General features: G+C 61.0%; 31 protein-coding genes and 2 pseudogenes. 17 read left to right on the top strand and 16 right to left on the bottom strand.

The genetic code is table 11. The annotated features are described in order from the left end of the window. Nucleotide 1 precedes the first annotated feature (1 nt). Complete coding sequence (locus AC5RTT_RS08055) at nucleotides 2-793, top strand: hypothetical protein (RefSeq protein ID WP_494144745.1); 792 nt, start codon at nucleotides 2-4, stop codon at nucleotides 791-793. A gap of 420 nt (nucleotides 794-1,213) precedes the next feature. Here the strand turns inward: AC5RTT_RS08055 and AC5RTT_RS08050 are convergent, their stop codons facing one another. The 7 genes and pseudogenes from AC5RTT_RS08050 to AC5RTT_RS08020 all read right to left on the bottom strand — a co-directional run bounded on the left by AC5RTT_RS08050 (nucleotide 1,214) and on the right by AC5RTT_RS08020 (nucleotide 7,488). Next, nucleotides 1,214-1,561: a hypothetical protein gene (locus tag AC5RTT_RS08050; protein ID WP_494144744.1), complete on the bottom strand. Its 348-nt coding sequence runs from the start codon at nucleotides 1,559-1,561 to the stop codon at nucleotides 1,214-1,216. A 158-nt stretch (nucleotides 1,562-1,719) separates the two neighbouring features. Continuing rightward, a pseudogene (gene istB / locus AC5RTT_RS08045) lies at nucleotides 1,720-2,508 on the bottom strand (IS21-like element helper ATPase IstB). Further along, a complete protein-coding gene (gene istA / locus AC5RTT_RS08040) occupies nucleotides 2,508-3,725 on the bottom strand; it encodes an IS21 family transposase (protein ID WP_494144743.1) in 1,218 nt (405 codons plus the stop codon). Before istA ends, istB begins: the two are co-directional and overlap by 1 nt. Before the next feature lie 281 nt (nucleotides 3,726-4,006). Beyond that, the gene (locus AC5RTT_RS08035) at nucleotides 4,007-4,639 is read right to left on the bottom strand and encodes a YoaK family protein (protein ID WP_494144742.1); all 633 of its coding nucleotides are present in this window, start codon (nucleotides 4,637-4,639) and stop codon (nucleotides 4,007-4,009) included. 214 nt (nucleotides 4,640-4,853) lie between these two features. After that, nucleotides 4,854-5,426, bottom strand: coding sequence for a flavin reductase family protein (locus AC5RTT_RS08030; RefSeq protein ID WP_321216037.1), 573 nt, complete (start codon nucleotides 5,424-5,426; stop codon nucleotides 4,854-4,856). A 2-nt stretch (nucleotides 5,427-5,428) separates the two neighbouring features. After that, the gene (locus AC5RTT_RS08025) at nucleotides 5,429-6,475 is read right to left on the bottom strand and encodes a methionine synthase (RefSeq protein ID WP_494144741.1); all 1,047 of its coding nucleotides are present in this window, start codon (nucleotides 6,473-6,475) and stop codon (nucleotides 5,429-5,431) included. 20 nt (nucleotides 6,476-6,495) lie between these two features. Further along, complete coding sequence (locus tag AC5RTT_RS08020; protein ID WP_494144740.1) at nucleotides 6,496-7,488, bottom strand: DUF1852 domain-containing protein; 993 nt, start codon at nucleotides 7,486-7,488, stop codon at nucleotides 6,496-6,498. 122 nt (nucleotides 7,489-7,610) lie between these two features. Between AC5RTT_RS08020 and AC5RTT_RS08015 the strand changes: the two genes are divergently transcribed. The 5 genes and pseudogenes from AC5RTT_RS08015 (at nucleotide 7,611) to AC5RTT_RS07995 (ending at nucleotide 11,118) form a co-directional block, all read left to right on the top strand. Next, a complete protein-coding gene (locus AC5RTT_RS08015; protein WP_494144739.1) occupies nucleotides 7,611-8,552 on the top strand; it encodes a LysR family transcriptional regulator in 942 nt (313 codons plus the stop codon). A 701-nt stretch (nucleotides 8,553-9,253) separates the two neighbouring features. After that, nucleotides 9,254-9,715, top strand: a complete 462-nt coding sequence (locus tag AC5RTT_RS08010; protein ID WP_494144738.1) for a hypothetical protein — start codon at nucleotides 9,254-9,256, stop codon at nucleotides 9,713-9,715. Nucleotides 9,716-9,874: 159 nt separating this feature from the next. Further along, nucleotides 9,875-10,138, top strand: a pseudogene (locus AC5RTT_RS08005) (tyrosine-type recombinase/integrase); the annotation flags it as partial. Nucleotides 10,139-10,258: 120 nt separating this feature from the next. Beyond that, complete coding sequence (locus AC5RTT_RS08000) at nucleotides 10,259-10,891, top strand: hypothetical protein (protein ID WP_494144737.1); 633 nt, start codon at nucleotides 10,259-10,261, stop codon at nucleotides 10,889-10,891. Continuing rightward, on the top strand, nucleotides 10,891-11,118 hold the full coding sequence (locus AC5RTT_RS07995; protein WP_494144736.1) for a helix-turn-helix domain-containing protein: 228 nt from the start codon (nucleotides 10,891-10,893) through the stop codon (nucleotides 11,116-11,118). The genes AC5RTT_RS08000 and AC5RTT_RS07995 overlap by 1 nt, the downstream gene beginning before the upstream one ends. 78 nt (nucleotides 11,119-11,196) lie before the next feature. Here the strand turns inward: AC5RTT_RS07995 and AC5RTT_RS07990 are convergent, their stop codons facing one another. Both AC5RTT_RS07990 and AC5RTT_RS07985 read right to left on the bottom strand, forming a co-directional pair. Beyond that, complete coding sequence (locus AC5RTT_RS07990; protein ID WP_494144735.1) at nucleotides 11,197-11,643, bottom strand: hypothetical protein; 447 nt, start codon at nucleotides 11,641-11,643, stop codon at nucleotides 11,197-11,199. Between the two features lie 119 nt (nucleotides 11,644-11,762). Further along, nucleotides 11,763-12,467 carry an IS3 family transposase gene (locus AC5RTT_RS07985; RefSeq protein ID WP_494144734.1) on the bottom strand — a complete coding sequence of 235 codons (705 nt, stop codon included), beginning with the start codon at nucleotides 12,465-12,467 and terminating at the stop codon, nucleotides 11,763-11,765. 349 nt (nucleotides 12,468-12,816) lie between these two features. On the opposite strand from AC5RTT_RS07985, the gene AC5RTT_RS07980 reads away from it, so the two are divergent. The 6 genes from AC5RTT_RS07980 (at nucleotide 12,817) to AC5RTT_RS07955 (ending at nucleotide 15,950) form a co-directional block, all read left to right on the top strand. Further along, nucleotides 12,817-13,116, top strand: a complete 300-nt coding sequence (locus AC5RTT_RS07980) for a DUF4193 domain-containing protein (protein ID WP_494144733.1) — start codon at nucleotides 12,817-12,819, stop codon at nucleotides 13,114-13,116. Then, on the top strand, nucleotides 13,088-13,519 hold the full coding sequence (locus tag AC5RTT_RS07975) for a hypothetical protein (RefSeq protein WP_494144732.1): 432 nt from the start codon (nucleotides 13,088-13,090) through the stop codon (nucleotides 13,517-13,519). The genes AC5RTT_RS07980 and AC5RTT_RS07975 overlap by 29 nt, the downstream gene beginning before the upstream one ends. A gap of 180 nt (nucleotides 13,520-13,699) precedes the next feature. Further along, the gene (locus AC5RTT_RS07970) at nucleotides 13,700-14,074 is read left to right on the top strand and encodes a hypothetical protein (RefSeq protein WP_494144731.1); all 375 of its coding nucleotides are present in this window, start codon (nucleotides 13,700-13,702) and stop codon (nucleotides 14,072-14,074) included. 451 nt (nucleotides 14,075-14,525) lie between these two features. Continuing rightward, on the top strand, nucleotides 14,526-14,975 hold the full coding sequence (locus AC5RTT_RS07965; protein WP_494144730.1) for a hypothetical protein: 450 nt from the start codon (nucleotides 14,526-14,528) through the stop codon (nucleotides 14,973-14,975). Nucleotides 14,976-15,060: 85 nt separating this feature from the next. After that, nucleotides 15,061-15,555 (top strand): hypothetical protein, encoded by a 495-nt coding sequence (locus AC5RTT_RS07960; protein WP_494144729.1) that lies wholly within the window; start codon nucleotides 15,061-15,063, stop codon nucleotides 15,553-15,555. After that, a complete protein-coding gene (locus AC5RTT_RS07955) occupies nucleotides 15,555-15,950 on the top strand; it encodes a hypothetical protein (protein WP_494144728.1) in 396 nt (131 codons plus the stop codon). The genes AC5RTT_RS07960 and AC5RTT_RS07955 overlap by 1 nt, the downstream gene beginning before the upstream one ends. 136 nt (nucleotides 15,951-16,086) lie before the next feature. Here AC5RTT_RS07955 and AC5RTT_RS07950 read toward each other — a convergent pair whose 3' ends face one another. Continuing rightward, on the bottom strand, nucleotides 16,087-16,407 hold the full coding sequence (locus AC5RTT_RS07950; protein WP_494144727.1) for a hypothetical protein: 321 nt from the start codon (nucleotides 16,405-16,407) through the stop codon (nucleotides 16,087-16,089). A 449-nt stretch (nucleotides 16,408-16,856) separates the two neighbouring features. Next, nucleotides 16,857-17,039, bottom strand: a complete 183-nt coding sequence (locus tag AC5RTT_RS07945; protein WP_494144726.1) for a hypothetical protein — start codon at nucleotides 17,037-17,039, stop codon at nucleotides 16,857-16,859. A gap of 1,039 nt (nucleotides 17,040-18,078) precedes the next feature. Here AC5RTT_RS07945 and AC5RTT_RS07940 point away from each other — a divergent pair. Next, a complete protein-coding gene (locus AC5RTT_RS07940) occupies nucleotides 18,079-18,570 on the top strand; it encodes a hypothetical protein (RefSeq protein ID WP_494144725.1) in 492 nt (163 codons plus the stop codon). Between the two features lie 190 nt (nucleotides 18,571-18,760). Here AC5RTT_RS07940 and AC5RTT_RS07935 read toward each other — a convergent pair whose 3' ends face one another. Beyond that, the gene (locus AC5RTT_RS07935) at nucleotides 18,761-19,345 is read right to left on the bottom strand and encodes a hypothetical protein (RefSeq protein ID WP_494144724.1); all 585 of its coding nucleotides are present in this window, start codon (nucleotides 19,343-19,345) and stop codon (nucleotides 18,761-18,763) included. 668 nt (nucleotides 19,346-20,013) lie between these two features. On the opposite strand from AC5RTT_RS07935, the gene AC5RTT_RS07930 reads away from it, so the two are divergent. Next, complete coding sequence (locus AC5RTT_RS07930) at nucleotides 20,014-20,721, top strand: hypothetical protein (protein WP_494144723.1); 708 nt, start codon at nucleotides 20,014-20,016, stop codon at nucleotides 20,719-20,721. A 73-nt stretch (nucleotides 20,722-20,794) separates the two neighbouring features. On the opposite strand, the gene AC5RTT_RS07925 is transcribed toward AC5RTT_RS07930, so the two are convergent. Both AC5RTT_RS07925 and AC5RTT_RS07920 read right to left on the bottom strand, forming a co-directional pair. Beyond that, nucleotides 20,795-20,962 carry a hypothetical protein gene (locus AC5RTT_RS07925; RefSeq protein WP_494144722.1) on the bottom strand — a complete coding sequence of 56 codons (168 nt, stop codon included), beginning with the start codon at nucleotides 20,960-20,962 and terminating at the stop codon, nucleotides 20,795-20,797. Between the two features lie 229 nt (nucleotides 20,963-21,191). Next, nucleotides 21,192-21,377, bottom strand: a complete 186-nt coding sequence (locus AC5RTT_RS07920) for a PadR family transcriptional regulator (RefSeq protein WP_494144757.1) — start codon at nucleotides 21,375-21,377, stop codon at nucleotides 21,192-21,194. A gap of 58 nt (nucleotides 21,378-21,435) precedes the next feature. Here AC5RTT_RS07920 and AC5RTT_RS07915 point away from each other — a divergent pair, with 58 nt between their 5' ends. Both AC5RTT_RS07915 and AC5RTT_RS07910 read left to right on the top strand, forming a co-directional pair. After that, a complete protein-coding gene (locus tag AC5RTT_RS07915) occupies nucleotides 21,436-22,044 on the top strand; it encodes a class I SAM-dependent methyltransferase (RefSeq protein WP_494144721.1) in 609 nt (202 codons plus the stop codon). Nucleotides 22,045-22,146: 102 nt separating this feature from the next. Then, nucleotides 22,147-22,626, top strand: a complete 480-nt coding sequence (locus tag AC5RTT_RS07910) for a hypothetical protein (RefSeq protein ID WP_494144720.1) — start codon at nucleotides 22,147-22,149, stop codon at nucleotides 22,624-22,626. Between the two features lie 378 nt (nucleotides 22,627-23,004). Here the strand turns inward: AC5RTT_RS07910 and AC5RTT_RS07905 are convergent, their stop codons facing one another. Next, nucleotides 23,005-23,799, bottom strand: coding sequence for a DUF2382 domain-containing protein (locus AC5RTT_RS07905; RefSeq protein ID WP_494144719.1), 795 nt, complete (start codon nucleotides 23,797-23,799; stop codon nucleotides 23,005-23,007). A 946-nt stretch (nucleotides 23,800-24,745) separates the two neighbouring features. Here AC5RTT_RS07905 and AC5RTT_RS07900 point away from each other — a divergent pair. Continuing rightward, complete coding sequence (locus AC5RTT_RS07900) at nucleotides 24,746-25,561, top strand: hypothetical protein (protein WP_494144718.1); 816 nt, start codon at nucleotides 24,746-24,748, stop codon at nucleotides 25,559-25,561. Nucleotides 25,562-26,136: 575 nt separating this feature from the next. Here the strand turns inward: AC5RTT_RS07900 and AC5RTT_RS07895 are convergent. Further along, nucleotides 26,137-26,289: a hypothetical protein gene (locus tag AC5RTT_RS07895; protein ID WP_494144717.1), complete on the bottom strand. Its 153-nt coding sequence runs from the start codon at nucleotides 26,287-26,289 to the stop codon at nucleotides 26,137-26,139. Nucleotides 26,290-26,644: the final 355 nt, after the last annotated feature.

The raw sequence follows: 26,644 nt of genomic DNA, 5'->3' as shown, positions 1-26,644 counted from the left end.
TGTGGGCAGGAAAACGGGACATTCGGTTAGGGATGCGTTGATTCTTTTCGGTGTGCTACTGACCTCGACGGTGGTTGTGATCATCCTGGGGCCTCAGGGGCACGTGCTGCAGGAAGTTGGGGCATTACTCGCAGGCCTTGCCGTCGGTGTGTGGTTGCTTCGCTTTTCGCCGCCTTGGCGGTGGCTGGCAGTGCTGACTTTAGTGCTTTCCTTGGTCCTCTGTTTGGTGTTGGGCCCGGTTGGGATTGCGTGGTTTGGTGGATTTATATCGGGCACTCAGGCGGGACTGGCTTGGCAACGCGCAAATAAACAGGGAATAAAGCGCCGTGATAAGGAGCGTACAAGCCGTCAGCAAGGCTTCGAGCCCGATAAGAGGTCGGACTGGCTCGTGGACGGCAAGGAGTACGGTAGTGCGGTTCAAGCGAGGAATGCTGTCACTGAGGCACTGCGTTCTATGGACGGGCGGACCAAGGGCACGCTTGCAGTAGAGCGTGGCTCGGCGCGCTTCGAGGTCGCTGGCGGTGTGCCAACGGGCTTCGTTTGCCATTGGAATATCGACGCCGCAAATGAAGGGTCATGGGCAGTGTTGGTGCGTGACGGGCAAACAAGGAATGAGTCCGTCGATGTCCCTATGGGCAATGCGAAGGGCCTTATGCCTTTGCGGTTGGTCAATGACTTGGAGTCGGTCGAGGCGGCCTTGGACAATTTTTTCAAGACTCCGGCATCGTCTTCGTTCGGTCCGAAATGGGTAACCGGCAGCGAGGCTGAGGCAACACGCTTGACGACCTTTTAACAAGAAATTCCGCCGCCGGCAGCAAAACTCGTCGGTGTTTGTCTTGTCCGTAATACGCAGTCCAGGATCCGCTCGACGCCCGCTTGTTCACCACCGCGTGAGTTCGCGATGAGCGTTTCGGAGGTGTGGACAATGTCCACTCTTTTCGTATCGGACTGAGTCGGACTGGGCTTGGACCTTGGCTGTTTTCCGCATGTTTCCTGGGCTTCCCAGTGTTTACAAGACCCGGAAGACAGTTCGAGTCCCACCTCGGGCACAGTGTTTCCGCAGGTCAGTGGCTTTTTGGCTTTCGAGTGTTGACAAACCTTGACGTGACTCTGCATGAGTCGTATAAGCGCGTGCCCAACGCGGTCGCGTTTTGCATGACAGTTCTGCCGTGCCGTCATCGCCCCAAGGCATAGTGCCAACACCATTCGGCAGTTATGGTTTTGGTTTAGGCTTCTTTTTCCTGGCAGTCTCATAGTCCTCGGCAAGTGTTGAGGGGATATTGGCCTCGTCTGCAATACGTTGAACCTCGAAGAAACGGTTAGGTTCCTCTCGGAGGCTTTCAATGATCCAGCAGGCCATGGCTGTCGCCATGCCAAGGTCCAGCAGGTTCACCACTGGAAAGCGGTCGACGGCCTGTTGAAGAAGCGAGGTTTCCCCTGTCAATTCATCGACGGCGAGGTAGCCCGTAATCGTGCTACTGGTGACGTGGGTAGCTTGAGAGAGTCGAACGTATTCAAAGCGCAGCAGCCCACTTTTCGGTTCCCGGGTGTTAGCGGCCAATGCCGAATTCCAGGCACAGCTCACGTTCCGGCGGCAGCAGGGACTAAGGCATGAGTTCACCGGAATTGATGTAGATTCGCCAGCACCCAAGACCGCTGTCAGCGATGGTCGAAAAGTGAGCCATTTCGTGGGTTGAAAAGTGAACCACTTTGACGTGGTTATTCTGCCGTATTTTCCGGTCTTGTCGAGGGCAGCGAGTCGATTTGGGTGTGTTTGAGGCGGTAGCTGGAGCCTTTGAGGGTGATGACTTCGGCGTGGTGGACGATGCGGTCGATCATGGCTGATGCGACGACCTGGTCTCCGAATACGTCGCCCCAGCGGGCAAACGGGAGGTTCGAGGTCAGGATCAGCGAGGCATGCTCGTAGCGGGATGAGACCAGTTGGAAGAACAGGTTCGCGGCGTCCTGCTCGCACGGGATGTAGCCGACTTCATCGACGATGATCAGTCCTTAGCGACGTAGCTTCACCAGTTCCTGGGGCAGCCGGCCATTCTGATGGGCGGCCTGAAGCCGGGCGACCCAGTCGATGGCGGTGGCGAAGAGGACCCGGTGTCCGAGGTCGGTGGCTCGTAAGCCCAGGCCTGTGGCGAGGTGGGTTTTGCCGGTGCCGGGTGGTCCGAGCAGGACGATGTTGGACGCTTCGGTGAGGAACACGCCGGTGGCCAGGTGCGCGATGGTGTCGCGTTTGAGGCCGGGTTGGTGGTCGAAGTTGAAGTCCTCGAGTGATTTCCTGGCCGGGAACCCGGCGGCCCGGGCCCTGATTTCGGCGCCGGAGGCTTCCCTTGCTGCGACTTCCCGGGACAGGACAGCGGCGAGGTATTCCTCGTGCGTCCAGCCGCCTTCGCGGGCCTGGTCGGCGAGCCGGGGTGCGGCTTCCCGGATCCGGGGTGCCTTCTTCGCCCGGGAGTAGTACTCGATCTGCCCGGTGGTTTCCTTTGCCTCGGGCATCAGGCGACCTGCCCGTCATCCAGGACGACGCCGAAGGCCCGGTCGTAGTCAGCGAGGTCCCTCAGCCCGGGTGTTTCGTTAACTGGCGAGGGTGTCTGGAAGGCTTTCCGCAGTGCCCCTGCCGCCTCAACGTGGCCAGGGTCGTTGATTGTTTGCTTTGTGGCCCAGGACCGGGTGTGAGTCCCGACGGTTCTGCCGTCCAGTCTGATCCTGACCGTTTCCAGGTCTGCGGTGACGTCGACGAACCGGCCGATGGCCTGCGGGTGGACGGAGTAATCGTTGGATCTCATCCGGACGTAGTAGTCCCGCGGGAGCCGGACCCTGGCGGTGAAGCCGGTGACGGGGGGAACCGGTGGCAGCGCCAGCATGGCCGCCTTGTCCACGGCGAGCAGGTCTGCCCGTCGGGCGCCGGTCCGCCTGACGAGCCGGGCGTTGGCCTTCGGCAGCCACTGGCCGAGCTGGTTGTTGAAGTCCTCCGGTAAGGTGAAGGCCCGGCCCGGCAGGAAGGACGTCTCCAGGAACTGGTTGGCCCGCTCCACCACGCCCTTGCTTTCCGGGTCGTACGGCTTGACCTGCACGATACGGGTGGCCAAGACCCCGGCGAACGCGGCCACCCCTGCGGCGTAGCTGTTCCGTCGCCCGATGCCGGTTTCATTGTCCCAAATCAGCCGCCGCGGAACCGCACCCAGGGATCCGAGCAGCTCCCACATCCCGGCCAGCAGGTCTCCGGTCATCCGTGACGGGATCATCCTGGCCATGATGAACCCTGAATGTGAGGACACCATCACCAGCACCGGCAACACCCTGGCCTTGTCCGCCCCGACAGGTATCCGCACCTCCGGGAACCACAGATCGCACTGCGCCTGGTCCCCGGGGTCATAGGTGATCCGGTCCGCAGGATCAGCCGGGGCATACTCCGGCCGGATCCTGGCCACATTCTCCCGAAACCACGCCTGGGACCCTGACCAGCCCACCCGCTCCGCCAACACCGTCGCCGGCATCCGAGGGTTCTCCAGCAGAAGCGCACGAATCGCCGGCTCGACCGCCTTAATCCCAGAGTCCTGCGGCGCCCGCACATACGCCGGCGGACCGTCTGAACTGACCGCTTTCGCGACCGTGTTCCGGGAAATCCCCAGCCGCGCCGCTATCGACCTCATCGACTCACCCTCGGCAAGATGCAACCGCCGAATAAGCGCCCAATCCTCCACTGTGATCACCCACCCAATCGTTTGAAACAGGTGGCTCAGTTTTCAACCGTCACAATGGCTCAGTTTTCGACCGTCACCGACAACCGCCCGGCTTCGGTGTTGAGTCCGGTTTTGATCCAGTCCATGAGGCCGCTTTGGATGCGTCGTATCAGAAGGGGACCTGACCGAAGAACAACGCTTTTGACAACGAGCGTTCGGCGCCAGGCCGCCTAGATACATGTCGGGGAAGCTGTGATCGATTCCCCGATCGTCCGCGATCTGGTGCGGTGTAGCCGGCGGGATGTACCGCATCAATGCCAGCGGCGACTTCCCAGGACGGTCACCGCGGCGGTGACGGCGATGCCGAGGCCGATCGGGACGCTGAAATGTGTCTGGAGCAGGATCGCTCCTATGGCGGCCCCGGCGAACATAGCGAGGACAGCGCCCAGCCGTCGGTTGAATAACCGGGGCCGTTGCTTGCCCACAAGTGACTCCCCGGCTAGGGAAGTCATGGTGGAAGTAATGACCACGGTGGTCATGTCTCGTACGCCCAAATGCCGCGCAATCAGGGCCTGGGAGCCCATGTGCATGGCGATAACGGCGGCAACAATGACACCAATGGACTGCCGTCCGACGTCTTCCACGATGAGGGAGACGGCGGCGGTTCCCGTCAACGCGATACAACCCGCTGTGAGGAGGAGCGTGACCCTGCGGTTCCAGCCTTGCGGGCTTGACTGGAGCGTAAATCCGGCAACCGCCGCGCCGAGGAGAAAGGCACCAAGTGCTACCAGTGGGCCCAAAGTTGGCAGGTTCGGCGCCCCGGCCAACGCCATCGCAAGAATCACCACGTTGCCGGTCATGTTTCCGGTGAAGACGCGGTCAAGGGCAAGGTAGCCGACCGCGTCAACCACACCTGTAACGAGCGTGAGGGCCATCATGAGCATCAGTCGGAACTTTTCCGGAGACGCATTTTCTTGCAGGGTAGAGGCGGTTTTGGTACCTGGGCTGGCTACGGCTGATGTCATGGTTTAAGGGATCTTTCATCGTGAGGGATGGTCTCTATGACCCCCCGACATGCTTATGGGTGGTTTTAGGCGGACCGGCTGGCAACTACGGCGATGCCGTCGCTCCGGGGATCTGCACCGGCGGCTAGGGCGCTCAGCCTTCAAGCTTGGAATGCTCGCCCAGACGGTGCCATGAACGGTTGTGGTAGACCAGTGCGTCGCCGGGTTCGCCCGCCTGGACGTCACGCATCACGCGGGACTCCAAGGCGTGAACGGCGATGATTGTGGAGGTCCCCACCTCCATGCGATTGATGACGGCGCAGCGCACCCAGGCGCGGACGTCGTCATACACCGCTTCGCCGGTTGCAAGGGGCGACCAGCGGTGCGTCTGGTCAAACCGGTCGGCTCCAGGGGTCGCTCCAAACTTCGCCAGGTCGACGTCGTGTGCGTCCAGCAGGTGCACGACGACGGTATCGGCGCGCGAAAGCACTTCGGACGCAGAGGACAGTGCCGAGACCGAGAAAATCAGCAATGGAGGTTCCGCACTCACTGACACGACCGACGATACCGTCAGGGCCACCGGTCCTTCGCCGGCATCCGCCGTGACGACGGCGACACCTCCCGGGTGCCCACGGAACAGTGCCTTGAATTCGTCAGCCGAGAGGGAGGACGGGAAGCTTTGCTTGGGAGCCTCGAGCCAAGTCTCTGCGGGGTAGGCGTGAAACATCGCTATGACACCCTGGGGGTGGAGCGGGCCAGTTCCTCGCGAATGATGTTCGTCCCTGCGCTGAGAGCACTCAGCTTGGCCAGTGCGACGTCCCGGGGGAACGGTGCCATGCCGCAGTTCGAGCTGGGGAGGAGCTTGTCCGCATCGACGAACTGCAGGGCCGCACGGAGGGTGTTGGCGACCTCCTCCGGGGTCTCGATGGTCTCGCTTGCGACGTCGATTGCCCCGAGCATGACTTTCTTGCCGCGGAGGAGCTCAATGAGGTCCATGGGCACGTGGGAGTTCTGGCATTCCAGCGAGATGATGTCGATGCTGGAGCTTTGCAGCAGTGGGAAGGATTCCTCGTACTGCCGCCACTGTGAGCCGAGCGTTGCCTTCCAGTCAGTATTCGCCTTGATCCCGTAGCCGTAGCAGATATGGACGGCGGTGTCCGCACGCAGTCCTTCTGCCGCTCTCTCGAGCGTAGCCACGCCCCAGTCCTTGACCTCATCGAGGAAGACATTGAACGCGGGCTCGTCGAACTGGATGATGTCCACGCCGGCCGCCTCGAGTTCTTTCGCCTCCTGGTTCAGGATCGTGGCGAACTCCCAGGCCAGCTTCTCGCGGCTCTTGTAGTGGTCATCATAGAGCGTGTCCACCATCGTCATCGGACCGGGAAGAGTCCATTTGATCGGCTTGTCGGTGGTTGCGCGAAGGAATTTTGCGTCTTCGACGAATACCGGCCGCTCACGGCGCACTGGTCCGACAACGGTCGGTACGCTCGCGTCGTAGCGGTCGCGGATGCGCACGGTCTTGCGCTGTTCAAAGTCGACCCCGCTGAGATTCTCGATGAAGGTCGTGACGAAGTGCTGGCGGGTTTGCTCGCCGTCGCTGACGATGTCGATGCCGCGCCGGCTCTGCTCGTGGATGGCGATGCGCAACGCATCCTGCTTGCCCTCGAGCAGCGCATCTCCCTCCAGCTTCCACGGGGACCAAAGAGTCTCCGGCTGTGCGAGCCACGATGGTTTCGGCAGGCTACCGACGACTGTGGTGGGCAACAGTGTGTTCATGATTGACGATTCTCCGTGGGTCAGTTGACGAGAGCGGGGTAGTTGGCCGTCCACTGGTCCAACAGATCCTTGTGGGGCGTGATGAAGTGCTCCTCCGTGTACTTCGCCTGCGTAACCGCGAGCTGACCGCGCTCGACGCGGTCGTAAGCGATCTGGGTCCGCGAGTAATCCTGCTCGCCCAAGCTCGGCTGGTAGACGGCGGCGGCGGCGGAGTTCGCATTGTAGACCTCCGGGCGGTAGATCTTCTGGAACGTCTCCATAGTGCTGATCGTGCCGATGAGCTGCAGGTTGGAGTAGTCGTTGAGCAGGTCGCCCCGGAAATAGAAGGCGAGCGGCGCAACGCTGCCGCGTGGCATGAAGTAGCGGACCTGCAGCCCCATTTTTCCGAAGTAAGCGTCCGTCAGGGAGTAATCGTCCTGCTGGTACTCGACGCCCAGGACTGGGTGGCGGTTCCCGGTTTGCCGGTATGTCTTGCTCGTGGAGACGCTGATGCAGACCACTGGCGGTTGCGGAAAGCGTTCCTGGCCTACCGGGGAATCGAGGAAGTGCTGGAACAGCTTGCCGTGAAGATCGCCGAAGTCTTCGGGAACGGTGGGCTTGCCTGAGTCCCCTGCTGCCGCCGGCAGTACGACGCTGAAGTCGAAGTCACGGACGTAGGAGGAGAAGTTGTTCCCGACGATTCCTTGGTGGCGCATCCCGTTCAGCAGGTCGACGATCTGGATATCGAGAACCTCGAACAGGGGGAACTGCTGATCCGTACCATTCGCAGTAAACTGAATCTGCACGGAAACGATCTCAAGCTCGAGCGTGTAGCGGTCCCGGTCGGGGTTGTCCCAGTGTGCGAGATCGTTAAAGCGGCGCCGCATCATGGTCAAGGCGTTGCGGAGGTTCTCCTGGCGGTGCTCGCCCCGTGCCAGGTTGGCGAAATTCGTGGTGATCCGGGAGTCTTCCGACGGGGAGTAGTCCTCGTCGAAGCGGGTGGTGGTGATGCTGAAGGTGAAGTCGTCTGCCATGGGCTGCCAATCCGTTGATGATGGCCGGAGACGGCCTTTCAGAAGGGGTTGTATCCATGGTGCTAACTTAAGGCAGGTATCGGGTAACTAGGCGTTGCTATGCATTCATATAGTGTTTTCCTATGCCACAGCTTTCCAGCGGATTGACCCTGCAGCAGCTGCGCTACTTCATTGAAGTTGCAGCTGAGGGGTCGATCTCCGCGGCTGCCGACCTTCTTTACGTAGCGCAGCCCACAATGTCCGCAGCGATGAAGGACCTGGAGTCACGGGTGGGCCGTGCACTCCTGGTTCGCTCCGCCCGCGGGGTCACACTCACCGCCGACGGGGCAGAGTTCCTCGGCTATGCGAGGCAGGTCGTCGAGCAGTTCGCTCTCCTCGAGCAGCGCTACCTTGGTAGGCCACCGATGAGACGTCTGCTCGGGGTGTCAACGCAGCACTACTCGTTCGCAGTGGACGCCTTCGTCCGGATGGTCAAGGCCACTGAGGTGGCCGAATACGAGTTCTCGCTTCGTGAAACCCGCACCTGGGACATCATCGAGGATGTCCGGACGCTCCGCAGCGAGATAGGTATCCTCTACCGGAACGATTTCAACCGGAAGATCATCGACAAGCTGCTCCGGGAATCCGGGCTCGCGTTCACTCCGCTTTTCCTCGCCGGTCCGCACATTTTCATTTCCCGGAACAACCCGCTCGCCTCAAAAAAGCGTGCGACTCTAGCCGATCTCGCCGGCTTGCCGCGGCTAACCTTTGATCAAGGTGCGAACAACTCTTTTTACTTCGCCGAGGAGATCCTCTCCACCTTGTCCAGTAAGCAGGAGATCCGGGTCTCTGACCGTGCGACGATCTTCAACCTCATGATCGGGCTCCACGGGTACACGATCTCGACGGGCATCATCAGCGGGCAGCTCGACCCGGAGATCGTCGCCATCCCGCTCGACGTTGACGAACGCATCGAGATCGGCTGGATCGGCCACGCTGCGATTCCGCTCACCGACCAAGCGCAGCGCTACCTCAGGGAATTGCGGGCCGTCGTCGCTGAGTTCGGCGTAGCGTTGCTCGACTGACCGCAGTTGAGTGGACGGGTCTGATCTGCTCAAGCGCCTTGAGGACGCGTGACGGCATGCCTGGACCTCGAGCATGCCCTTCAAGTAGTCGATCGGTACGGCTTCCATGTCGATGATGTCGGTTTGTTGGCCGAGCGTTGGCCAGGCCGGCGACAACTGTCAAGGAGGATGCCGAGGCTTATCCGGAACTGGTGGCGTCGGAGTCGCCGCGGGAACTATTGACTTGCTGGACTCTGCCGCCCAAGCTCACGGCATCTGCCGCCCCCGCAATACTTTGCCATCTCCAAAAACGGGGTGTGGACAATTTCGACACTTTTCGTCTCGTACTGCCGCGTAGAGCCTTCGGACCAGTCCGGATTCCGCATGTTTTAGCGCGTTCCCAGTGTTTTCAAGGGCGGGAACGCGGTTCGAGTCCCATCTCGGGCACAGTGTTTCCGCAGGTCAGAGGCCTGTTGGATGGTTGAGTCTGTACAAAGTCACCAAAGGTGTGTACACGAACGTACCGTTTTTCGTATGGCAAGCATCGCCACCCGCACCAAAAAAGGACGGTTCCAAGTCCTACATGGTGCGCTGGCGGGACCCGAAGACCCGCCCTTCACAGGGCCTCACACTAGCCAGCCTCAGTGAAGCAGAAACACTCAAGCGCCTGCTGCACGCCAATGGCCAGTCGTTCGAGATTGCGCAGCATGCCGTCCTGTCCGATGAGAAGCGTGTACCCCACGGTCGCCGAGGTCATCCAGGAGCACATCGACTTGCCGATCCGTCCGTCGAGCGGAACCACGAAGACGTACCAGACGATGCTGGACCTGCACATCCGCAACGTCATCGGCCACGTGCCCGTGGACAAACTCGGTTTCCGGCTGATCGCGTACTGGGTGAAGTCGATGATGGCGAAGGGCAAGGCCCCGAAGACTATCCACAACGTGCATGGCCTGATTTCGGCAGCCATGAATACGGCGGAGATGCTCGGCTACATTCCGCGGAACCCGTGCCGCGGCGTGCAGCTTCCCGGAATAGAAAAAGCCGAGGACGAGGCAATGTTCCTTACCCATGCGGAGTTCAGCCTCATCATGGAGGGATGGGGGAGCGATACAAGGCCTTCACTAACTTCCTGTCATGACCGGTACCCGCTTCGGGGAGGCCACCGCCCTTACTGTCGCTGACGTCGACCTGCTCTCGAAACCGCCCACGGCCCGGCGCAAGGGCGGCAGGAGCGCCAAAGTCGCGGTGCCGGCTCCGGCGGTGGTGGCGCTGAACAGCTATCTGGGCACCAATGGTGCTGACCTGTCTTCGGCCAGCCGCAAAGCCTTCCGCTCTTCACGACTTCGACAGGCAGGCCGTGGCACCGCTCGGAGGCATTCAGGACAATTCAGCGTCTGGCACGTCGGGCCGGCATCGAGGGCCAGATCAGCCCGCACAGCCTCCGGCACACGTTCGCCACGATCGCTTTGGACAGCGGGACTTCGCTGCACGCGTTGCAGGACAGCATGGGCCACGCCGATCCGCCGACCACTAGAAGGTACGACCGGGCCCGTAACAACCTGCTGAAGTCAGCCGGCTACGACGTCGCCCGGGCGTTGGCGTAGAGCTCGTTTCTGGTCCCTAAAGTAGGGGTCAAAACTGGGGGTTGCGCTTGACGCACAACTCGCCGGACAAGTAGTTTATCGGCAATCGTTATTAACGAATGTCGATAATTTGGGGGAACCATGAAACTCACGCGCAGGGCAGCCGACACCGGTCAGAAGAAGGTTGTATCTAGGGGTGATGCCATCTTCCTGATGGTCGCCTCAGTCGGCGCAGCTCTTGTTTCGACATTCCTGACTGTGTCCAGCACCGTGAGGCTATTCACTAGACCGGTGACGTTGGAACTTCCTGTAGCCACAACGCATCAAACAGCCTCTGGCCTGTCGCTGGGGGCCACTGGGCATTTCACGTCTGTAGAAGCGACGGTTCCGGTTCTGCCGATAGGCCCGGCTGCAAGTCTGGCCTGGGCGGGCGCACTGAACCAGATCGGGGTACTGGCGGTGCTGGCACTGGTGTTTTTGCTGGCCTACCGACTTCAGGGCAGGATCCTCTTCACTGCTCGTTCTGCGCACATTGTTGGGGCAGCCGGGGTTGTTCTTGCCGTGGCGGGTATGGCGGGGCAGGTTCTCGATGGGGTTGGCCGGAGCCAGCTCGCGGAGATGATCGGCGCGAACGCCCGGGCTGTGGGGGAGTCCCAGATTTTCTCGGCGGAATTCAACCTCGCCCCGTCCCTCCTGGGCATTGCCCTGCTCCTGATAGCAGGAGTCTTCGAGTACGGCCGCCGACTACAGAAAGACACCGAGGGACTGGTCTGATGCCGGCCGATGAGCCGTCGAACATCCATTGCCACCTGGATGACCTGCTGGCGGACCGCGGCATGACCCTGACAGAGCTGAGCAAACGAGTCGGAGTCAGCCTGGTAAATCTGTCGGTCCTCAAGAACGACCGCGCGAGGGCAATCCGGTTCTCGACGCTCACGGCGATCTGTGAAGTGCTCGATTGTCAGGTCGGTGACCTGCTGACGGTCTCGCGCGGCCCGTGACTCTGGGCCAAACAGGAGGTCCAAGGCCGCTCTACGTGCCGGTATGCTGCGGCCGGGTAGAGAGGGCTTTCTGGACCATCATCCAGCGACGGCTGAGCGGCTTCGCCTGATGTATGTGCTGGATGCCGGCAGCCACATCAGCACTGCGCCGGTAAGGCTGAGGATCAGACCCACAACGACAAGGACTGTGGGTACGGCACCAATGGCACCAGCAAGGGACAGGACTGCCACGGCGGTCAGTACGTTCCTGGCCCAGCGTTCACCCCGTAAAAGCCTCAGTGCAGCCCAGCATTGCAGGGCCGTTAGAAGGAGTAGCAGTCCCATGCTGACCGCGTACAAGTAAGGGTCGGGCGGGCGCAGGAACATCACGATGGCCGGAACAACGCCGGACACGAGCGCACTGGCCAGCCAGAAATAGGATGCTGCGCGAAGGACCGCAGGCGCGGTGCCTGTTTTCCTGTCGTCGACACGGTAATCCACTGTGAAGTCCCCAATCTTCAGTAAACGCGCGGCAATAAGTGCCACGAAATCCCCAGAATACAGCGCCAGATACTTGCAACGAGGATGCTCATCGCTGGCGATAAGCGAACGCTCCCGGGCGGCAATGAACTGGTCCCCGATAGTTGGACTGGCTTAATGGGATTCTAGGCCGCGAGGGTCTGGGCCCGGTATTGCACCGGGCTCAGACCCTTGAGCTTTGTGGAGATTCTTTCGTTGTTGTACCAGCGGATGTATTCGTTCGGCGCCGTTGCCAGGGCCTGGATGTTGAAGAACCGGACGCGGTGGAAGAGTTCTTCCTTGAGGTGGCCGAAGAAGTTCTCCATCACGGCGTTGTCGTAGCAGTTGCCCTTGCGGGACATCGACTGGACAGCGCCGGCGCCCTTGAGGAGGGCCCGCCATGTGACGTGCTGGTATTGGATGCCTTGGTCCGAATGTACGAGCGGCTGCTGGCCAGGCTCGAGGCAGGCCAGAGCCTCCTTAAGCGAAGCGTTCGTAAGCGCCAGGTTCGGGGACGTACTGATTGCATGAGAGATGATCTGCCGGTCAAAGAGGTCCATGACCGGGGAGAAGTAGAGCTTCCGGTCCCCGACGCTGAATTCGGTCACGTCGGTCACCCACTTCTGGTTCGGGGCATCGGCCTCGAACTGCCGATTCAGTAGGTTCGGGGCAATCCTGCCCTGTTCGCCCTGGTAAGAGTTGTAGCGCTTCCTGCGCCGGACCTTGCAGAGCACCTGACGCGAGGACAAACCGGCCTCCGCAGCCAGGTCCGGGCCGGTCTCGCCCGCGAGGAACCGTTCAACTAACGCCAGCTTGAACTCAAACGAGTACGACTTCGCCGGTTTGCTCACCAGCACTCCTTGACCATGAATCCTCCACCGCCCATACAGTGCCCTGACCGGCACACAAGGCGCCTCAAGCAAACAAGCCGCAGCCCGGTACCCAACGCCCTTCTCAAACCACGCTACCGCCGCCTCGCGCTGGAGCTCAGACAAAGAACTATTAGCACGCGTAAAACTGCTCCCCAAAAGTCGAAACTGAATTACTCAGTCCAACTTCCGGGGAGCAGTTCAGCAACCCGGGAGCGTAGGCGTCAAGCAGGAAGGAGGTGTAGCTGCGAACCAGTTTAGGGAATTCTTCTCCAGTCCTGTACGTTGCAGTCGCCGACAAACCCTTCCAACAGAAATGAGATGCATCTTCGTGGCCACTGATTACGATGAACTGCGCACCGACGTCAAGGAATCCCAGGAAAACTCGCTGGAAGCCCTGAAGTCAGCCAAGGCCCCCGACGCGAAGGCGGTTGTCTTGGAGCTGGACGAGGCTGACACCCTCGACGGTCTGACTCCCGCCGGGGAGTTTATTGCCGAAGAGCTCGTGGTCCAGGTCATTCCCCAGGCCGAGGACGAGTTCACCTGCTACTCCTGCTTCCTGGTCCGCCACCGTTCGCAGAAAGCCAGCGAGAAGGACGGCCATGCCTACTGCGTCGAATGTGAGGGCTGAACCCCACTACTGGCCGGCTGTCCCGGAGCACATCTGGGACAGCATCCGCGAGGAATTCACCCTGCCAGCAGCTACAGATCACGAGGCGCACTTCCAGGTTGAAGGAGATCCCGAGGCGATGCGCCGGGCAGTGCGGGTGTTCATCGGCGAGGGTACCTTCTGCCCGGGCTTCCAGCTGAAGGACAGGCTTCTCCATGAACCGGTGCTGCGGCTCTTTGAGCATGCCCTGGCGCTCAAGGTCCCGCACAACGTCTTCACCGCCTGGATGGTCACCGCGCTTCCTGGTGCAGCTGGTGACGGTTCGCCTCCACGCCCCGTGGACCGGCTAAACAACCTGCCGCAGCTCCAGGACGCACTGGCAGCTTTCGCTGACCAGGACCGGCCCGTCGAGAAGCGCCACTAGGGGCTCATCCTGTGGTCGCCGACCACTACACTGGCGGGCGAAGCAACAGCGGACCCTCTGCCCCGGCCACGTCCGGATTCACGGAAGACAATCTGATGGACCCCCGGACCCCGCTGCGGCAGATGGGGGTTGCTTCACTTTTGCCTTGGGCTGTCGCCGTCGGCTGGTATGAAGAGCCGTATGGAACATGAGCGCCCCAACCTTGACCTGGAGAACTTCACACAGCCGGCCCAGGAACTGGCGCGGGTGGTGATGGCCAGCCCGTACCTGAAGCTGGAGCTCTTTTTCGGCCTGGAAGGCTTTATTGCCAGGGACCCGGAGGGAGTGCGGATCCTGACTGCCGACGTCGGTGTCAGAATCGATAAGAAGACGGGTGGCCGCGTGGGGGCGCTGGCACGCCTACGACAGAAGAAGGCAGAGCGTGATCTGCCAATGCCCATCTCAGTGCTGGCAGCACAGCAGGCGGTGCTTCAGTACCACCAGGAATGCGCCGGGCTCGCACTGCGGCCGTACTTTTTCGACAACCGGCCATTCCCAGGGGCAACACAGGGCTAGGCCGGAGAGGCTTGGGGGCTGCACACGAAGAGAAAATGGGCCCCATACGATGCGGTCGGAACCGAATCCTCTCCATCGATCGTGCGTACACGGCGGCCCCTTCTCACGAGCAGGCTACACCGATGCAGAGGTTCCGTGAACCCTTCGGGTGACCCTTTTCGCGGGCGAGTTCTGCTTCCGCTACAGCCCCTCAATCCTGTCTTCTCGCCAGCGCTAGATAGCCGGACCTCCGGACACAGTTGAGATGCGTTAGTTATGCAGTAGTAGCAGCAGTAGTCCGACAGTTGTCCTGCTGGGAGATACGCTGAAGGCATGACGTTGGGGGACGCGGCGGAGCCGCCTGTGCATATCAGAGACCGCTTTTTCCGATACGGCTCCATCGCACACGTGAGGAGGCTCTCCATAGCCCTAGCCTTCCACCGCGAAGAACCCACAGCTAAGTGAACCGCCGATGACCGGGCAGCAGCGGGTTGTCCTCGACGCCTACGGAATTATCAAGGGCTGGCTGATCGCCACCACGCTGTGGGTCGGCACCCTGCTCCTTGTCGCCGCGTTTCTGTATGCGGTACCGACTCTGCACGGCGGGACAGACGCAGCGGATCTCTGGGGAGCCGGGCTCGCGATCGTTTTCTACGGCTACGGGATCGCCCTGGTGCTGGGGGCGCCCCTGGCCTGGCTGCTGACCTATCTGCTTCGCCCGGTTCAGAAGCAGTGGATCCACGTAGCTGCCTTCTTCGCGGTCCCCACGGTCGCCTTCTGGGTGCTTGCGGGCGTGGTCGGACTTGGATGGCACCCGGGTACTTTGGCTTTATGGGCCACAGTCGGAGCCGCCGCGGCCACCGGCCGATGGGCGGTCTGCAAAAAGATCCGCCGCCCTGACCCGGAAACATCGCATCAGTGACCGCGGCGAAATCTGGGGAACCGCCCTTATCGTCGCTGCGGCTCTGTGCACCTGGGCTTACCAGGTCATCTATGAGGGCTACCTAGTGGCCGCACAGGAGGGGCTACTCCTCTACATCGGGCTTTCCGGGCACTCCATCGCCTCCTGGTTTATGGTTGTGGCGCTCCTATCCGGGGCCGTGGGACTGTCGTTGCTGCTCCCGGCCTTGATCCGCCGTATCCCCAGGAAAGTCGCGCGGCGCATCACTGGGTGGATCACGGGGGTAGCTTGCGCGGCCGCCGTGCCGTACTTCGGCCTCATGTTTCTCTTCGCGGCCCTTGGCGCGTTCGGCATCGGTGACACCGTGAAAATCACAGCGGCTGACGGAACCTCGGTCCTTGTAACCCAGGACGGCTTCGATGGCGATGCTGTGGTCATTTACACGCGCCACGACGAGTACCACTACAAGCGGGCCCGCGACGCCCCGGAGATTTCCGGCTGGCCGCGGGTGAAAGACCAGGACTGCCGGTTGGAGAGCGACGGCGGGCTGGCTTTGACCTGTGGAGCCACGACAGTCACAGTTGTCCAGCAGGGAGCGTGATGGCCTCGTCAGAAGCCGACCGTCGATGGACAGGAACCATCGCCTGGGTCCTGCTCGTCCTCGCCTCGATGGTCCTGATCGCCTACGGGATTGCGCGCGCCGACTGGCATATCGGGCTGCCGGCTCCGGGTGAGCAGGATGAGGTCTGGATCGGCACCCGCTACATCTTCGCCGGTTGCGCGCTGTCCCTCGCGGCCGCCATCTGGTCACAGGTCCGCGGCAACCCGGTGTGGGTCTCCATCTGCGTTGGACTGCCCGGGCTCCTCGTGGGCTGGGCGGCGCTGGATTCACCGTACGACCTGAAACGCCACCTGGCCGCGGTCGTGTCGTTCCCTCTGGCCCTGGCAGGGATTGCTGAGGTCATCAGGGTGCGAGGCCACCGACAGAGGGAATAAGCGCGGCCCGGCCTGGCGCAAACCTAGGGTGTTGCGATGACGATGTTCTTATGGATGGGCTTCCACCCGTGACCGATGAGTTTGTCGACGTCGTAGCCGTCGGACACCAGAACGGTCTCGGAGATGCCGGTGCCGCTCACGTGGATGATTTCCCGGTCTTTCCTAATGTCGGAGCAACCGGCGACCCAGCGGCCTGGCTGTCCAGGGGCATGGCGGCCCTACAGGCCCGCCGGCCGTCGGCGCTTTTGGCCCGGAAGTACCTGATCTCGTCATGCTCAACCAGGAACCTCACACTGCTGGCAGGAGTTTCATCCTCCGGCCAGATGGTGACGCTGTCGGGAAGCCGGTCTTCCGCCTTAGCCGGCGACTCCAGCGCGCTGATCTTCGGCGTTGAAGTGCAGCCGGTCAGCAAGAGTGCCGCGGCGAGTGTCACGGCAAGGATGTGCGGGTGTTTCATAGCGCGGCCCCCTCAAGCTGCCTGTCCACTGAGCCTACAGGCGGACGGGCTGCGCCCGCGGGCTGGCCATGAAATGGCGGCGAGAATTCCTGCGGCGATGACTGCGGCGGCCGATGTCCGGGCGAAATCAGCCCAGCACTGCTTGGTGTACTGAGTTCCTGTTGGCTTGGGCGGCAGGGATCCGCCTGTGAAGCGGTAGGCGAAGCGGGCGTCAGCCCAAGCGATCATACTGTGGCCATAGGCCACCGCCGCGAGGCCGTGGTGTCAGAATGCCGTTGCCCCGGTTGCCAGGTGCGCTGTGACCGCGACAAGGAGTACAACGTCAATCAGCGGTGCGCACACTAGGAGAGCCGCGCTGCTTCGACGGGAACCTGCGAGGTACCGCGCAGCCAGTCCTCCCAGGACAGCGACTCAAAAGCCGATCTCGCAGGCGATGATGAAGCCAAGAATCATGAGCTGTTCCGAAGGGTCAGAACGGCCCGCGCAGCGAAAACGGCGCCGGCTAGAAACAGAATGACCGCCGAGACGGTGGAGTACCAGGCTCCGACGGTAAGTGCGATGTAGATGCCGATGAGAGAGAAAACAACTGCCCCCAGCGACCAACCGAGCGTTGCTCTTTTGGTGTTGTTCATGGTCAAAGCCTAGAGGATCAAATGGAGAGGCCAGCCAGCCCTTCTCACTGCTAGCCCTCCAAGGGTTGCAACCCGGGAACTAGATCCCAGCTGTACCGTTTGTACCTTTTCGTCCAGAAAAATACGGTACAGGCCAAAAGTCCCGTCAATTCAAGCAATATCAGCCCTTGAACAGTCAGTTGTACCGTTTGTACCGCCATAATCGCACTTCACCCTACTCACGCGCGCACACGCGCACGCACACGTATTGGCCTGAAAAATCCGGTACATGCGGTACATGGGTAGTTCATGGGTCCAATCGCCTAAGTTAGCAACACAAAAAAGGCAGTACCGTTTCCGGGAACAGAAACGGTACAGGCTCTTGATGGCCAACGGCCGAAACAGGTGTTTTCACAGGTCAGGACGCGCTTTTTGGCCTGTACCCCTTATGGCTGAAAAAACGGTACACACATAGCTCAAATGCCTCACGAAACTGTTGAACCCCGCAAGGGCAGATGCCTGGTAGACAGCAACGTCCAAGTCAAAGGCGACAGCCTGTACGCCTAGCTGATTGCCGGCGTGGTCCAAGTTGCTTCATTCCGGCAGTTCGGGTGCGTCCGCAGGCTTTGAAATTGGGCCCAGCAGACCGAAGTCCCACTCGTGCACGGGCTGCAGCACCAGCGATCTATCGGGAGGGCAAGTGCCGTGGTCGGGGCGGGGATGACTTTACAGTCGTGGTGAGCTCGGGGAGCTTCAGTTTCGCCAACCGGATGACAGCTTCCGGAGTTTCCCGACCGCGTGCCTCGTCCAAGGCAACGCGGAGTGGAGCGGCACGGATACCACGGCGGATTTTCATCGACTGGGCCTCACGGGCGGAGACTTTGGAATGGGTGACTCTAGCCAAGGTGGGCCTCCTTCGTAGCTTCATTCTCATTTGTTTCCGGACTACCGTCCAGATCTGGTCCATCAAAGTAGCTGGGGGAGTGTTGAAGCGGCCCCGCGCCTCAGAGGGAACAACGGGCAGCAAGGCAGGACGCGGCCGGAGACCTAAGCTGTTGGCATGACAGACGCTCAGGACCAACAACATCTGGAGGGTTTGAGCGAGGCCTTTGATGCAGTAGAGAACTGGCGCGAGATGACGTCAAGCGCACCTCTGCGATGTCGGCCGGGCAGCGTCCTGCGCGAGTATGACCGGGCAAACCAGTCCTATCCGGTGTCGGTGCCCGCAGGGGTTGCAATTGTTCAATCCGTCGAACACCTCGATGCGATCAGGCAGCTCTTCCAGGGCACGGGTGCTTTGTTTCCCTCGGCCTACTTCTCCATGGCACGGCCGGCGCTTCTCGGCGCCCGTCGGGCCGTATGGATCCTTTCGCCGGATCAACGGGAAGAGCGTCAGCGCAGAGCCTGGTTATGGCGAAAAGAAGAGGCAGACGGCGTCATCGGCGTGACCAGTGACATCCTCATAAACCAGCGATTCGAAACACTACCTAATGCCGCAGACCTGCGGGCCTGTGACTTTCGGCGTTATTTGGCGGCGTACTGCGATCGATAAATGGCGCGCAGCACCATCACGGAGCCAGGCCCAGCCAAGCCCCTCTATCTCGTATCCCCAGAGTTTCGAGGCGCAAAGGTATCGAGACACCTTCAGGCCAGCAGGAATTCGCACCAGAGCGGGTCTGAATGTATGCGCGCTTCCCCAAACGGCGAATGCTCCTTATTAGGCGCTAGGGACTGCCGCAATCTCATTGGTTGGTGATTGTCACCCACATTGAGGAGCCCTTGGAGGCTGAAATATAGGCGTTTTCGAAGGAAAGGGTCCCGGTAACGACTGCTTGCTGGGCTGTGCCCCGGATCGCGGTTCGCTGCACATACTGTCCGGGCAGGATATTCCTGGATGTCATGCCGCCGCGTTCCAGCGTTCCGGTGCCCTGCCAGGTGAGGTCCAGGTAGATCTCGGTCCCGTCAGAGAGCGGCACTGTGGCTACGGCGTGCACGGAAGTCCGGTTGAAGGTGAAAGCTTGGGTAGGCGCTTCACCATAGGTTGAGGAGCCCTCCCCGGTGCATTGGTTGAACGTAGAGGAAGAGTAGAACATGGTAGTGCTGCCCTCGGAGGCGGTTCCGGCGCCGGCGCCCGTGTAGCTGAACGTGCACCCGTCCGCAGATACGGCACTTGTGTAGCCCTGGGCGTACTGGGAGCTGTACTGCACCCTGAAGACTGTTGCGGCCGATGCCGGCGGTGCCACAACGAGGGCGCCGCCCAACGAGGCGAGCAAACCGGCGACGGTCGCTGCGATGCGGGTTCTTGGGCGTGAGTCTGTTGAAAGCATGTCGGGCCTCTTCTTATTTGCGTAGGTGTGCGGGGTCTTCGGGGGCTGTGCCGGTTGCCACGGTGTATGCAGCCTCTCGAAGAGTTTGTTTCTAAAGAACAACTTGCCAGGTAGCGGGGATCGGTAAGCCGAGTGGGTCTACCCCGCTGGCCGAGAAACGTCTCACTTTGAAACCCGGCAACGATCGGAATAAGTACGACGGTCCACCACATCAATGGAATAGCGAGACGGTGGCGGTCCGGGAATAAATGAGCACACCACAGTAACGTAACGAATTTCCGGCCCATCCCGCTCATCCGATGATGACCAAGGCAGTCAAATACCCAAGTCCACTACAGCGCTTGCATGCAGGCCGCCAAATCCTCCTGTGAGCAGACAGGATCAACTGTCGCTTTGAACTTATCCGATATTCATCAAACTTAGTTGGACTTTCGACTAGTTGGATTGTCGCTCCATTGCGACGAGCGGATGAGTGCTGCCATAGAAATGGCTAAATGGATGCGCACTAGCGCGACGTTACAAGTTCTGGCTTCGCGTAGCTTTTGCGAAGTTGATAAAGAAAATATTGGCCCGGAGATACGGGTTAGTCAAGGGGATAGATTTATACATTCCAGCTAGCTCATTCCCTTGGATATCTGGTCAGGCGGAACCTAGTATGAAGCATGCCCGTGACTGGTCGAGGCGTCTCTGCCACAGTGCTGCTCGTCATTGGGGCAGGCCTGGCCCTACTGGCTGTGCTGGTCCACTACGAATTCATGAGAATTTACGGAGATGTCACCGGTACTGCGTTCGAGGGGCTCACCTGGGGACTCACGGCCGGTCCCTCCGGACTGGGGCTCGGTCTTGTCGCGGTGGCTGCCATCATCGGCCTTATGTTCTCGACACGACGGTGGATGCGGCTGACGGCCGTGGCCATTCCTGTCCTCATGCTGGTTGGGATGTTCGCCGTCACGCCCTCGGCGCTGGGGCAGAAGCTTGAGGCGCAACACAGCTCAAGTCCGCAATGCGTGATCGAGGGCACGGAGGAGCCCATGGCCAGCGCAGATCGAGAGTCCCAGCAGGCGTTCGATTCGATCAGTCACGTCGGCCATTTCAGGGGTGGCGGCATAAGTGGTGTCGGCGGCTGTACCCGCTGGTTTGTTCTCACAGGAGACGCCGATGTATTGCAGCACTATCGGGCAGTGCTGCCAGCGGCGGGCTGGGAGGTGGTGGAGGATGACGGGCGCCGCCTGCGGGCCCACCGTGATGGCCTGGCGTTCGAGGCGATGCCCTGCCATGGAGGTGGTGTTGTCTGGGCCGGAAGGAAAGAAGGCCGCGCGTTCGGGCAGGGAATGGTTATGCCGGCGGGTTCGGACATATGTGCTGCACACCACTGAAGGCGACAGCAAACTGAAATAGCTCCGCCATGATGCCGGCTCGCGTGCCTGGCACGAGGGACCTGGCCCCAAACTAGCGGACTGCTGAGGGTGCAGTGGTGAAACGCTGCGCCGGCCGAAAGTAATCAGTGACGAAGCCAGCCAGAAGGCCGGCAAGAACAAGTCCTGCGGCCGGCAGCAGCGTGACCGGGCCGACGACATCCCGGATGTCCACTCTGAAGACGAGCATCAGGACGACCACGAGCAGAACATAAGCCACAGCCAGGGCTGTGCTGATTGTCGTGATGGTTTTTCCCCGCGTCCGCCTCTTCTGTTGGGGAACTGCTTCGCATACTCCTCGGCGGTGCCGAATTCGGCTTCCGGAGGAGTCCCGGTGGCCGCCTCGTGGGCCCGGACTTCAAGGGGCTTCGGTTATTTCAACTTCAGACAGCCCACAACCCGGAGGTTGAAAGTCAGGCTTCGCTCGTAGCTCATGATCGTTCCTGTCGGGTCGTCTGGATCTCGGTAAGTGCCTGGCTCATCGCCCGCCAGGCTGTCGCTGAACGCTCCAGTTCCTGGCGGCCCTGCTCGGTGAGCCTGAACTGTTTGCGGCCCGGCCCTGCCTGACCGTGCTGCCATGTGTGCTCCACGAGACCCTGGTCTTCGAGTCTCTTCAGAAGCGGGTATGTGGCTGTGCAATCTGAATCTGGTGCGTGACATTCCTAGACTCGTTGCATGACTGATAGCGAAGTGCTCAGCGCCTACGGCGCCCGCGCGGCGGAGTACACGGATCTCCTGGGTTCCGTGGGAGACATGCACGAGCTGGACCGGCGGAACATACAGCGGTGGGCCAAGGGGATCAGCGGTCCCATCCTCGACGCCGGATGCGGCCCTGGGCACTGGACTGACTTCCTGCACCGACAGGGAGCGGACATCTCCGGCGTCGATCTCGTCGCTGAGTTTATCGACAGCGCCCGTCTGCGCTTCCCGGATGTGTCGTTCCGCGTTGCCTCACTGCGTACCCTCGATCTCGCTGATGGCAGCCTGGGCGGCGTGCTGGCCTGGTACTCGCTGATCCATTTGCCGCCGGCGGAGCTGCCTGTGGTTCTCACTCAGCTGCATCGCGTTCTCAAACCCCAGGGCCAGGTACTCATTGGCTTCTTCGAGGGTGAATCCGGCAAGCCCTTTGATCACGCAGTTACCAGGGCGTACTACTGGTCCATGAACAGCATGACCAGCATGTTGCAGGACGCCGGCTTTGAGGTCCTAGACATCGAAACACGCCACGACCCGGGCACCCGGCCTCACGCGGCCATTGCCGCGGTCTCCGGGCAGCGCTGCTAGTGCTTGGCTGTCCACAAAAGGAGCCTTTACGGGGGCAGCGGCTCTTTCCAGGCTGATCCGATGCGCCTAGTCTGTCCACACCACCACCCACAGGAGGCACCAATGCGGACAGCAAAAGCACTGACGGAAACCGAGCAGGTTCATCGTCTTTCCGAGAACCTCATGACGCAGCTGGCCAAGGGCAGGGAATGGGCCACCCCCGGGGTCCAGGCTGCCCTCCAGCGAGCGGTCGCCGGGCTGGACACCGGCATTGAGACAGCTTCCCCGCGCCTTCAGGCGCTGTTGCGGCGTCTCGCGGATGAAGTTGCCGGCGGTGTGGAGACGGTGACCCCACGGCTTCAGGAACAACTGAAGCGGGTCGGGCCAAAAGCTGCCGCCCCGGCGCCGATCCAGGCCAGGCGCTCCCCATCCCGGATCTGGTGGTTGATCACAGGAATCGCCGCCGCAGGATCCGGGGCAGCCGTGTGGCGATCCATGCAGGCATCCAAACCCGAACCATCACCATGGGTCAACACCGAGGAACTGAAGGCCAACCGCGCTGATTCAAACACGGATGCAGACCTGACCTCGGGCCGGATGTAGACGAAGCGTGTTCCGGCGGAGCCGGCAGAGGGATCCGGACGCTGTCACGGCGCCCAATCAACCAGCATCGGATCCACAGTTTCAAAGAGTCATCGACGATCGCTGAGGCCCTGATGTGGTGATCTCCAGCCTGTCCAACGACGAACTGGCCCGGCTGCTGGATGCTCTTTACCGGAACCTTGATACTCCTGTGCCCGAGCTGGGGCTGTCTTTTGGTACGAAGCGTGTCTTGAGGAGAGTCTGCGCAGAGCGCCGGCCCGCACGCACGCGATCGGATGAGGATTCATTCCACACATGGAACGCCCCCGGAAGGCAAAGTCCACTTCCGGGGGCGCAATTCACGTTGTCAGGGCAAGCAAGTCGGCCTGCTTCCTGCTGCTAGCGTCTGGTGTCGTCGATGCCGTCTGTATCGATGTGTTCCTTGCGGACTTCTTCGGTGACCGTGACGTCGTCCTGGACCACGTCCTTGTCCAGCCGGACCCGCTCCACGGGAACGGTTTCCTTCTCCACCACGGGGCGCTCCTCGTGAAGGGTGACCTCGTGCTCCTCTTCGCTGATGTCCGGCCCGGACATTGCAGCGCCGCGGTTGGCATCGGTAATCGGCTCACGTTCCAGGCGGACTTCCTCGCGCTGGACAGGGACGGTCTTGGTGACATTCTCGGTGGTGACGTACTTGCGCAACCGGGCCCGGCCGGTGGCCTCGCGCTCCCTGCCGACGTGCAGCCGTTCCTCCGAGCGGGTCATCGCATCATCGGTCGTTGGACCGGAGGTGTCCCGGCCTACCGTTCCGTGCGCGTTGGCGTCGTAGTCCCGCGCCGTTCCAGTGGTGGCATCGGTGTCGGTGTAATTGCGGCGGCCCCCAAGGCTGTAATGCTGGTAGAGACGGTCCTCTTCAGCGGGGTCCAGGTGACTGTCCGGGTCGATGCCCGGAGCATCCTTGACCTGGTCCTTGGTGTACGGGACAACGAGATCATCACCTTCGACCCGGGCATCCTGAACCGGCACGAAGGATTCGCGGGTGCCGAAAAGTCCTGTCTTGACCGTGACCCAGTTCGGCCGGCCGGTCTCATCGTCGGTGTAGACCTGGCCAACACCGCCAATCTTTTCCCCGTTGGTGCCGATAACATTGCCTCGCCCAGCGAGCAGGCGGTCGATGTGTTCGTTGCTGATCATGAGTACTCCTTATGGATCTCGATCTAATTTTCGTTCCCCAGTCGGACGGCGACGCTTTTGTCGCTGGAACATTTCCCCCTCCGTCTATCTAAGACACATCGCAGAGAAGATAGCAAGCATGCTTAGTAGTTGTTGAGTGTAGCTGGCCAAGGCTGACTACAAACAGGCCCCTACGTAGCTACATCTGGGCGCCGCTGCATAACTAAGCCCACTTTTGGCCCAACGTCGGGCGTTTCCTGACCAAGAGACAGCCAGTTTGCGGCCTGTTGCTGGGCCTTGGGCAGACCGTGGGCTGATCATGGGCAGAAGCTGGGCTTGTACTGACCAGAAAACGCCGACCACAGAAACAGAGCCCCAATGGGACCTGCCTCCAGCAGATCTGCGTCTGTACTGGATCATGTCCCTTCTGCCGGAGGCGCCGGTGCGGTGTCACCTGGAACGTCACGATACTCCGCCCGGAAGGGCCTGCTCTCCACCTCCAGCAGCTCGGAGTGATGCACACCCGACAGGTACCGCTCGACGTCGCCCTGTGGGGCGATGGCGGTAACATATCCTTTCCGGAGTCGACGGCAGAGGCTCTCAGCCTCAGCGTCCCGATGTCGAAGGGCAGCCGGGGCGGGATACCGTCACCCACGCCATCAAACTGGGTGACGTGAGTGCGTGCGATCCACGGTGAAGCGGCCAGTGCCGGACGTCAAGTAGCCGTCATCCTGGGAAGACCCCAGCACAGACCCGACAGCACCGGCAGCGACGGCAGTGCAGCCAAGGACCGAAAGCATGCACTGGCAGGGTGACACGCTAGTGAAGGCGGGACTTAAGCCACTTCGATGCCGAATACAGCCATGGCACCCTATTCACTAAAGGGCTGAAGGAGTCACAGATGAACCAATCTGCAGCAGAGGCCGAAACGCGACCCGTGCATGTTCTCCTGAGTGGGGATCCGAGTATGTTCAGCCGGTCGGCGTGGATACTCATAGCGCTGCTGACCCTGGTGGCCGCCGGCGTGGGAATTGCGTCCCCTTCCGTTTATGACGGTCTGGTCGAAGAGCCATACCTGCCGGGCACCTATTCGCAGGATGTCATGTCCGCCGCAGCTGCCCTGGTGCTGCTGCTTCTGGCCTACGCAGCGCGGGCTTCCCGGCCCCGGCTTGAGCTGATAGTCCTGGGACTGTTGGGATATTTGGCGTACGCCTACGGCATCTACACCATTGAACGCGTCTACAACTGGCTTTACCTGATCTACATGGCGATCTTCGCCGCCGCCTTTTGGGCTGCAATTTATGAGACAGTCGCCTTGTGCCGCAGGACCGTGCAGGTCACCTTGCCAAAAGGTATCCGTCTCGTGTCTGCGACGGGAGCACTTCTTCAGCCGCTAATGTTCTACCCGCTGTGGATAGGTATGCTGCTCCCCCTGATGGCGGCAAGGCAGAAAATCGAGACAATCTACTCAATCTTCATCCTTGATCTGTGTCTCATTATGCCTGGGTTCCTCATTCTGTCGATCGCTGCCTTCCGCGGCAGGAAGACCGGTCTCCTGCTGCTGCCGGCCGCCTACGTGCTCGGCTTCGCCCTGATTCTGTCACTGGCGGCAGCTGAACCCGCCAAGGAGCTATTCGGATCGCACCTTGATCCTGTGGCCTTCTGCTTGTGGCTGGCACTGTCACTGTTCTTCCTCGTCCTCGGCTCCCTGCATCTTCGGCAGATGCGCGTGGACGGACGCGTGGACGGAACTGGGCCCTTCGGCTCCGTGGAGCACCCGTGAAACCCGCTCGGCGGACCTTGCTGTTGCAGGCAGTGAAGGTCGCGGCAATGATGCCCGTGATCGTAGCCGCCCCGCTGTTGCGGTCCTGGCATCTGCGCTGGGGAGCAACTGAGACGGAAGTCCGCTCGCCGATGCACGGTGACGGGCTAGTTCCGGTATCGCACTTCACCGCAACCCGCGCCATAACGATCAATGCCCTGCCCGAGGAAGTGTGGCCTTGGGTGATCCAGGTCGGTTTCCGCCGGGCCGGGTTCTATTCATACGACCTACTGGATTCCCTCGGATCACCTAGCTCCAATACGGTCCTTCCCGAATGGCAGAACCTGCACGTAGGCGATCTGGTGGCCCCAATGACAGCTAAACCCAATCCCGCTACTTCCTTCATCGTTGCCGAAGAGAATGCATCTGGTGTGGGCAAAACCGGATTCGTCCTGGTCCTGGTCCTTCACACAGCTTCCAGACAACAGAACCAGACTGGTCACACGGCTCAAACAGCGCTACCAGCCCGGGCTCTCACTGCTCCTCACAGTTCCACTGCTTGAATTCGGCGACTTCCCCATGATGAGGAAAATGCTTTACGGCATCAGGAACCGGGCCGAGAGCGCCAGCACCTCTGGGCCGACCAGCCGCGTGTAGTCGGACCAGAAATCCGTGCCCAGCGGCGGCATGAGTGCGCCGACCGGGTTAAAATCAGCTTCTGGGTTAGCCGCCGTCTTGCTGGACGTCACTTACCGCGTGCCACGACGAGCAGTCATGCGGTGAGGTTTTTGGGCGTCAGGGGGAGCGTCGATCAAACTTGCGAACACTACCTGCTTGATGAAGCCGTGGGACATGGAATTGGCTGGTTGGTCCTGCGGATCCATATCCGGCTGCCGCCCGGGAAGATCTGCCGTCTCAACGCCGCATAATGGCCACCAGTACGGTTTAGGCCTTCTTTACCGGAAGTCCCTACTTGGAGTGAATCAGGTCAAGTAGTGCCGGCAGCTTTGTGACGCCATCTTCTGCCATGAAGTGTCCTGCTGCCGGGTGGACCTGCAGACGTGCGCTTAGACGTCTGGCGAGGTCATCGGATGCTTCCGGCGG

The sequence above is a fragment of the Arthrobacter sp. Y3221157 genome, assembly GCF_059089865.1.
Note: the sequence above shows the minus strand (reverse complement) of the source record. Positions and strands in the feature narration are given on the sequence as shown.

Coding starts and splice junctions, on each gene's coding strand:
- AC5RTT_RS08010 (WP_494144738.1), top strand. CDS start 9,254: ATGAGAAGCGTGTACCCCACGGTCGCCGAGGTCATCCAGGAGCACATC.
- AC5RTT_RS07910 (WP_494144720.1), top strand. CDS start 22,147: ATGCGGACAGCAAAAGCACTGACGGAAACCGAGCAGGTTCATCGTCTT.
- AC5RTT_RS07940 (WP_494144725.1), top strand. CDS start 18,079: ATGACAGACGCTCAGGACCAACAACATCTGGAGGGTTTGAGCGAGGCC.
- AC5RTT_RS07935 (WP_494144724.1), bottom strand. CDS start 19,345: ATGCTTTCAACAGACTCACGCCCAAGAACCCGCATCGCAGCGACCGTC.
- AC5RTT_RS07975 (WP_494144732.1), top strand. CDS start 13,088: ATGCCTACTGCGTCGAATGTGAGGGCTGAACCCCACTACTGGCCGGCT.
- AC5RTT_RS08000 (WP_494144737.1), top strand. CDS start 10,259: ATGAAACTCACGCGCAGGGCAGCCGACACCGGTCAGAAGAAGGTTGTA.
- AC5RTT_RS08025 (WP_494144741.1), bottom strand. CDS start 6,475: ATGAACACACTGTTGCCCACCACAGTCGTCGGTAGCCTGCCGAAACCA.
- AC5RTT_RS07905 (WP_494144719.1), bottom strand. CDS start 23,799: ATGATCAGCAACGAACACATCGACCGCCTGCTCGCTGGGCGAGGCAAT.
- AC5RTT_RS07995 (WP_494144736.1), top strand. CDS start 10,891: ATGCCGGCCGATGAGCCGTCGAACATCCATTGCCACCTGGATGACCTG.
- AC5RTT_RS08035 (WP_494144742.1), bottom strand. CDS start 4,639: ATGCTCATGATGGCCCTCACGCTCGTTACAGGTGTGGTTGACGCGGTC.
- AC5RTT_RS07915 (WP_494144721.1), top strand. CDS start 21,436: ATGACTGATAGCGAAGTGCTCAGCGCCTACGGCGCCCGCGCGGCGGAG.
- AC5RTT_RS08015 (WP_494144739.1), top strand. CDS start 7,611: ATGCCACAGCTTTCCAGCGGATTGACCCTGCAGCAGCTGCGCTACTTC.
- AC5RTT_RS07955 (WP_494144728.1), top strand. CDS start 15,555: ATGGCCTCGTCAGAAGCCGACCGTCGATGGACAGGAACCATCGCCTGG.
- AC5RTT_RS08020 (WP_494144740.1), bottom strand. CDS start 7,488: ATGGCAGACGACTTCACCTTCAGCATCACCACCACCCGCTTCGACGAG.
- AC5RTT_RS07945 (WP_494144726.1), bottom strand. CDS start 17,039: ATGAACAACACCAAAAGAGCAACGCTCGGTTGGTCGCTGGGGGCAGTT.
- AC5RTT_RS07900 (WP_494144718.1), top strand. CDS start 24,746: ATGTTCAGCCGGTCGGCGTGGATACTCATAGCGCTGCTGACCCTGGTG.
- AC5RTT_RS07970 (WP_494144731.1), top strand. CDS start 13,700: ATGGAACATGAGCGCCCCAACCTTGACCTGGAGAACTTCACACAGCCG.
- AC5RTT_RS07965 (WP_494144730.1), top strand. CDS start 14,526: ATGACCGGGCAGCAGCGGGTTGTCCTCGACGCCTACGGAATTATCAAG.
- AC5RTT_RS07950 (WP_494144727.1), bottom strand. CDS start 16,407: ATGAAACACCCGCACATCCTTGCCGTGACACTCGCCGCGGCACTCTTG.
- AC5RTT_RS08030 (WP_321216037.1), bottom strand. CDS start 5,426: ATGTTTCACGCCTACCCCGCAGAGACTTGGCTCGAGGCTCCCAAGCAA.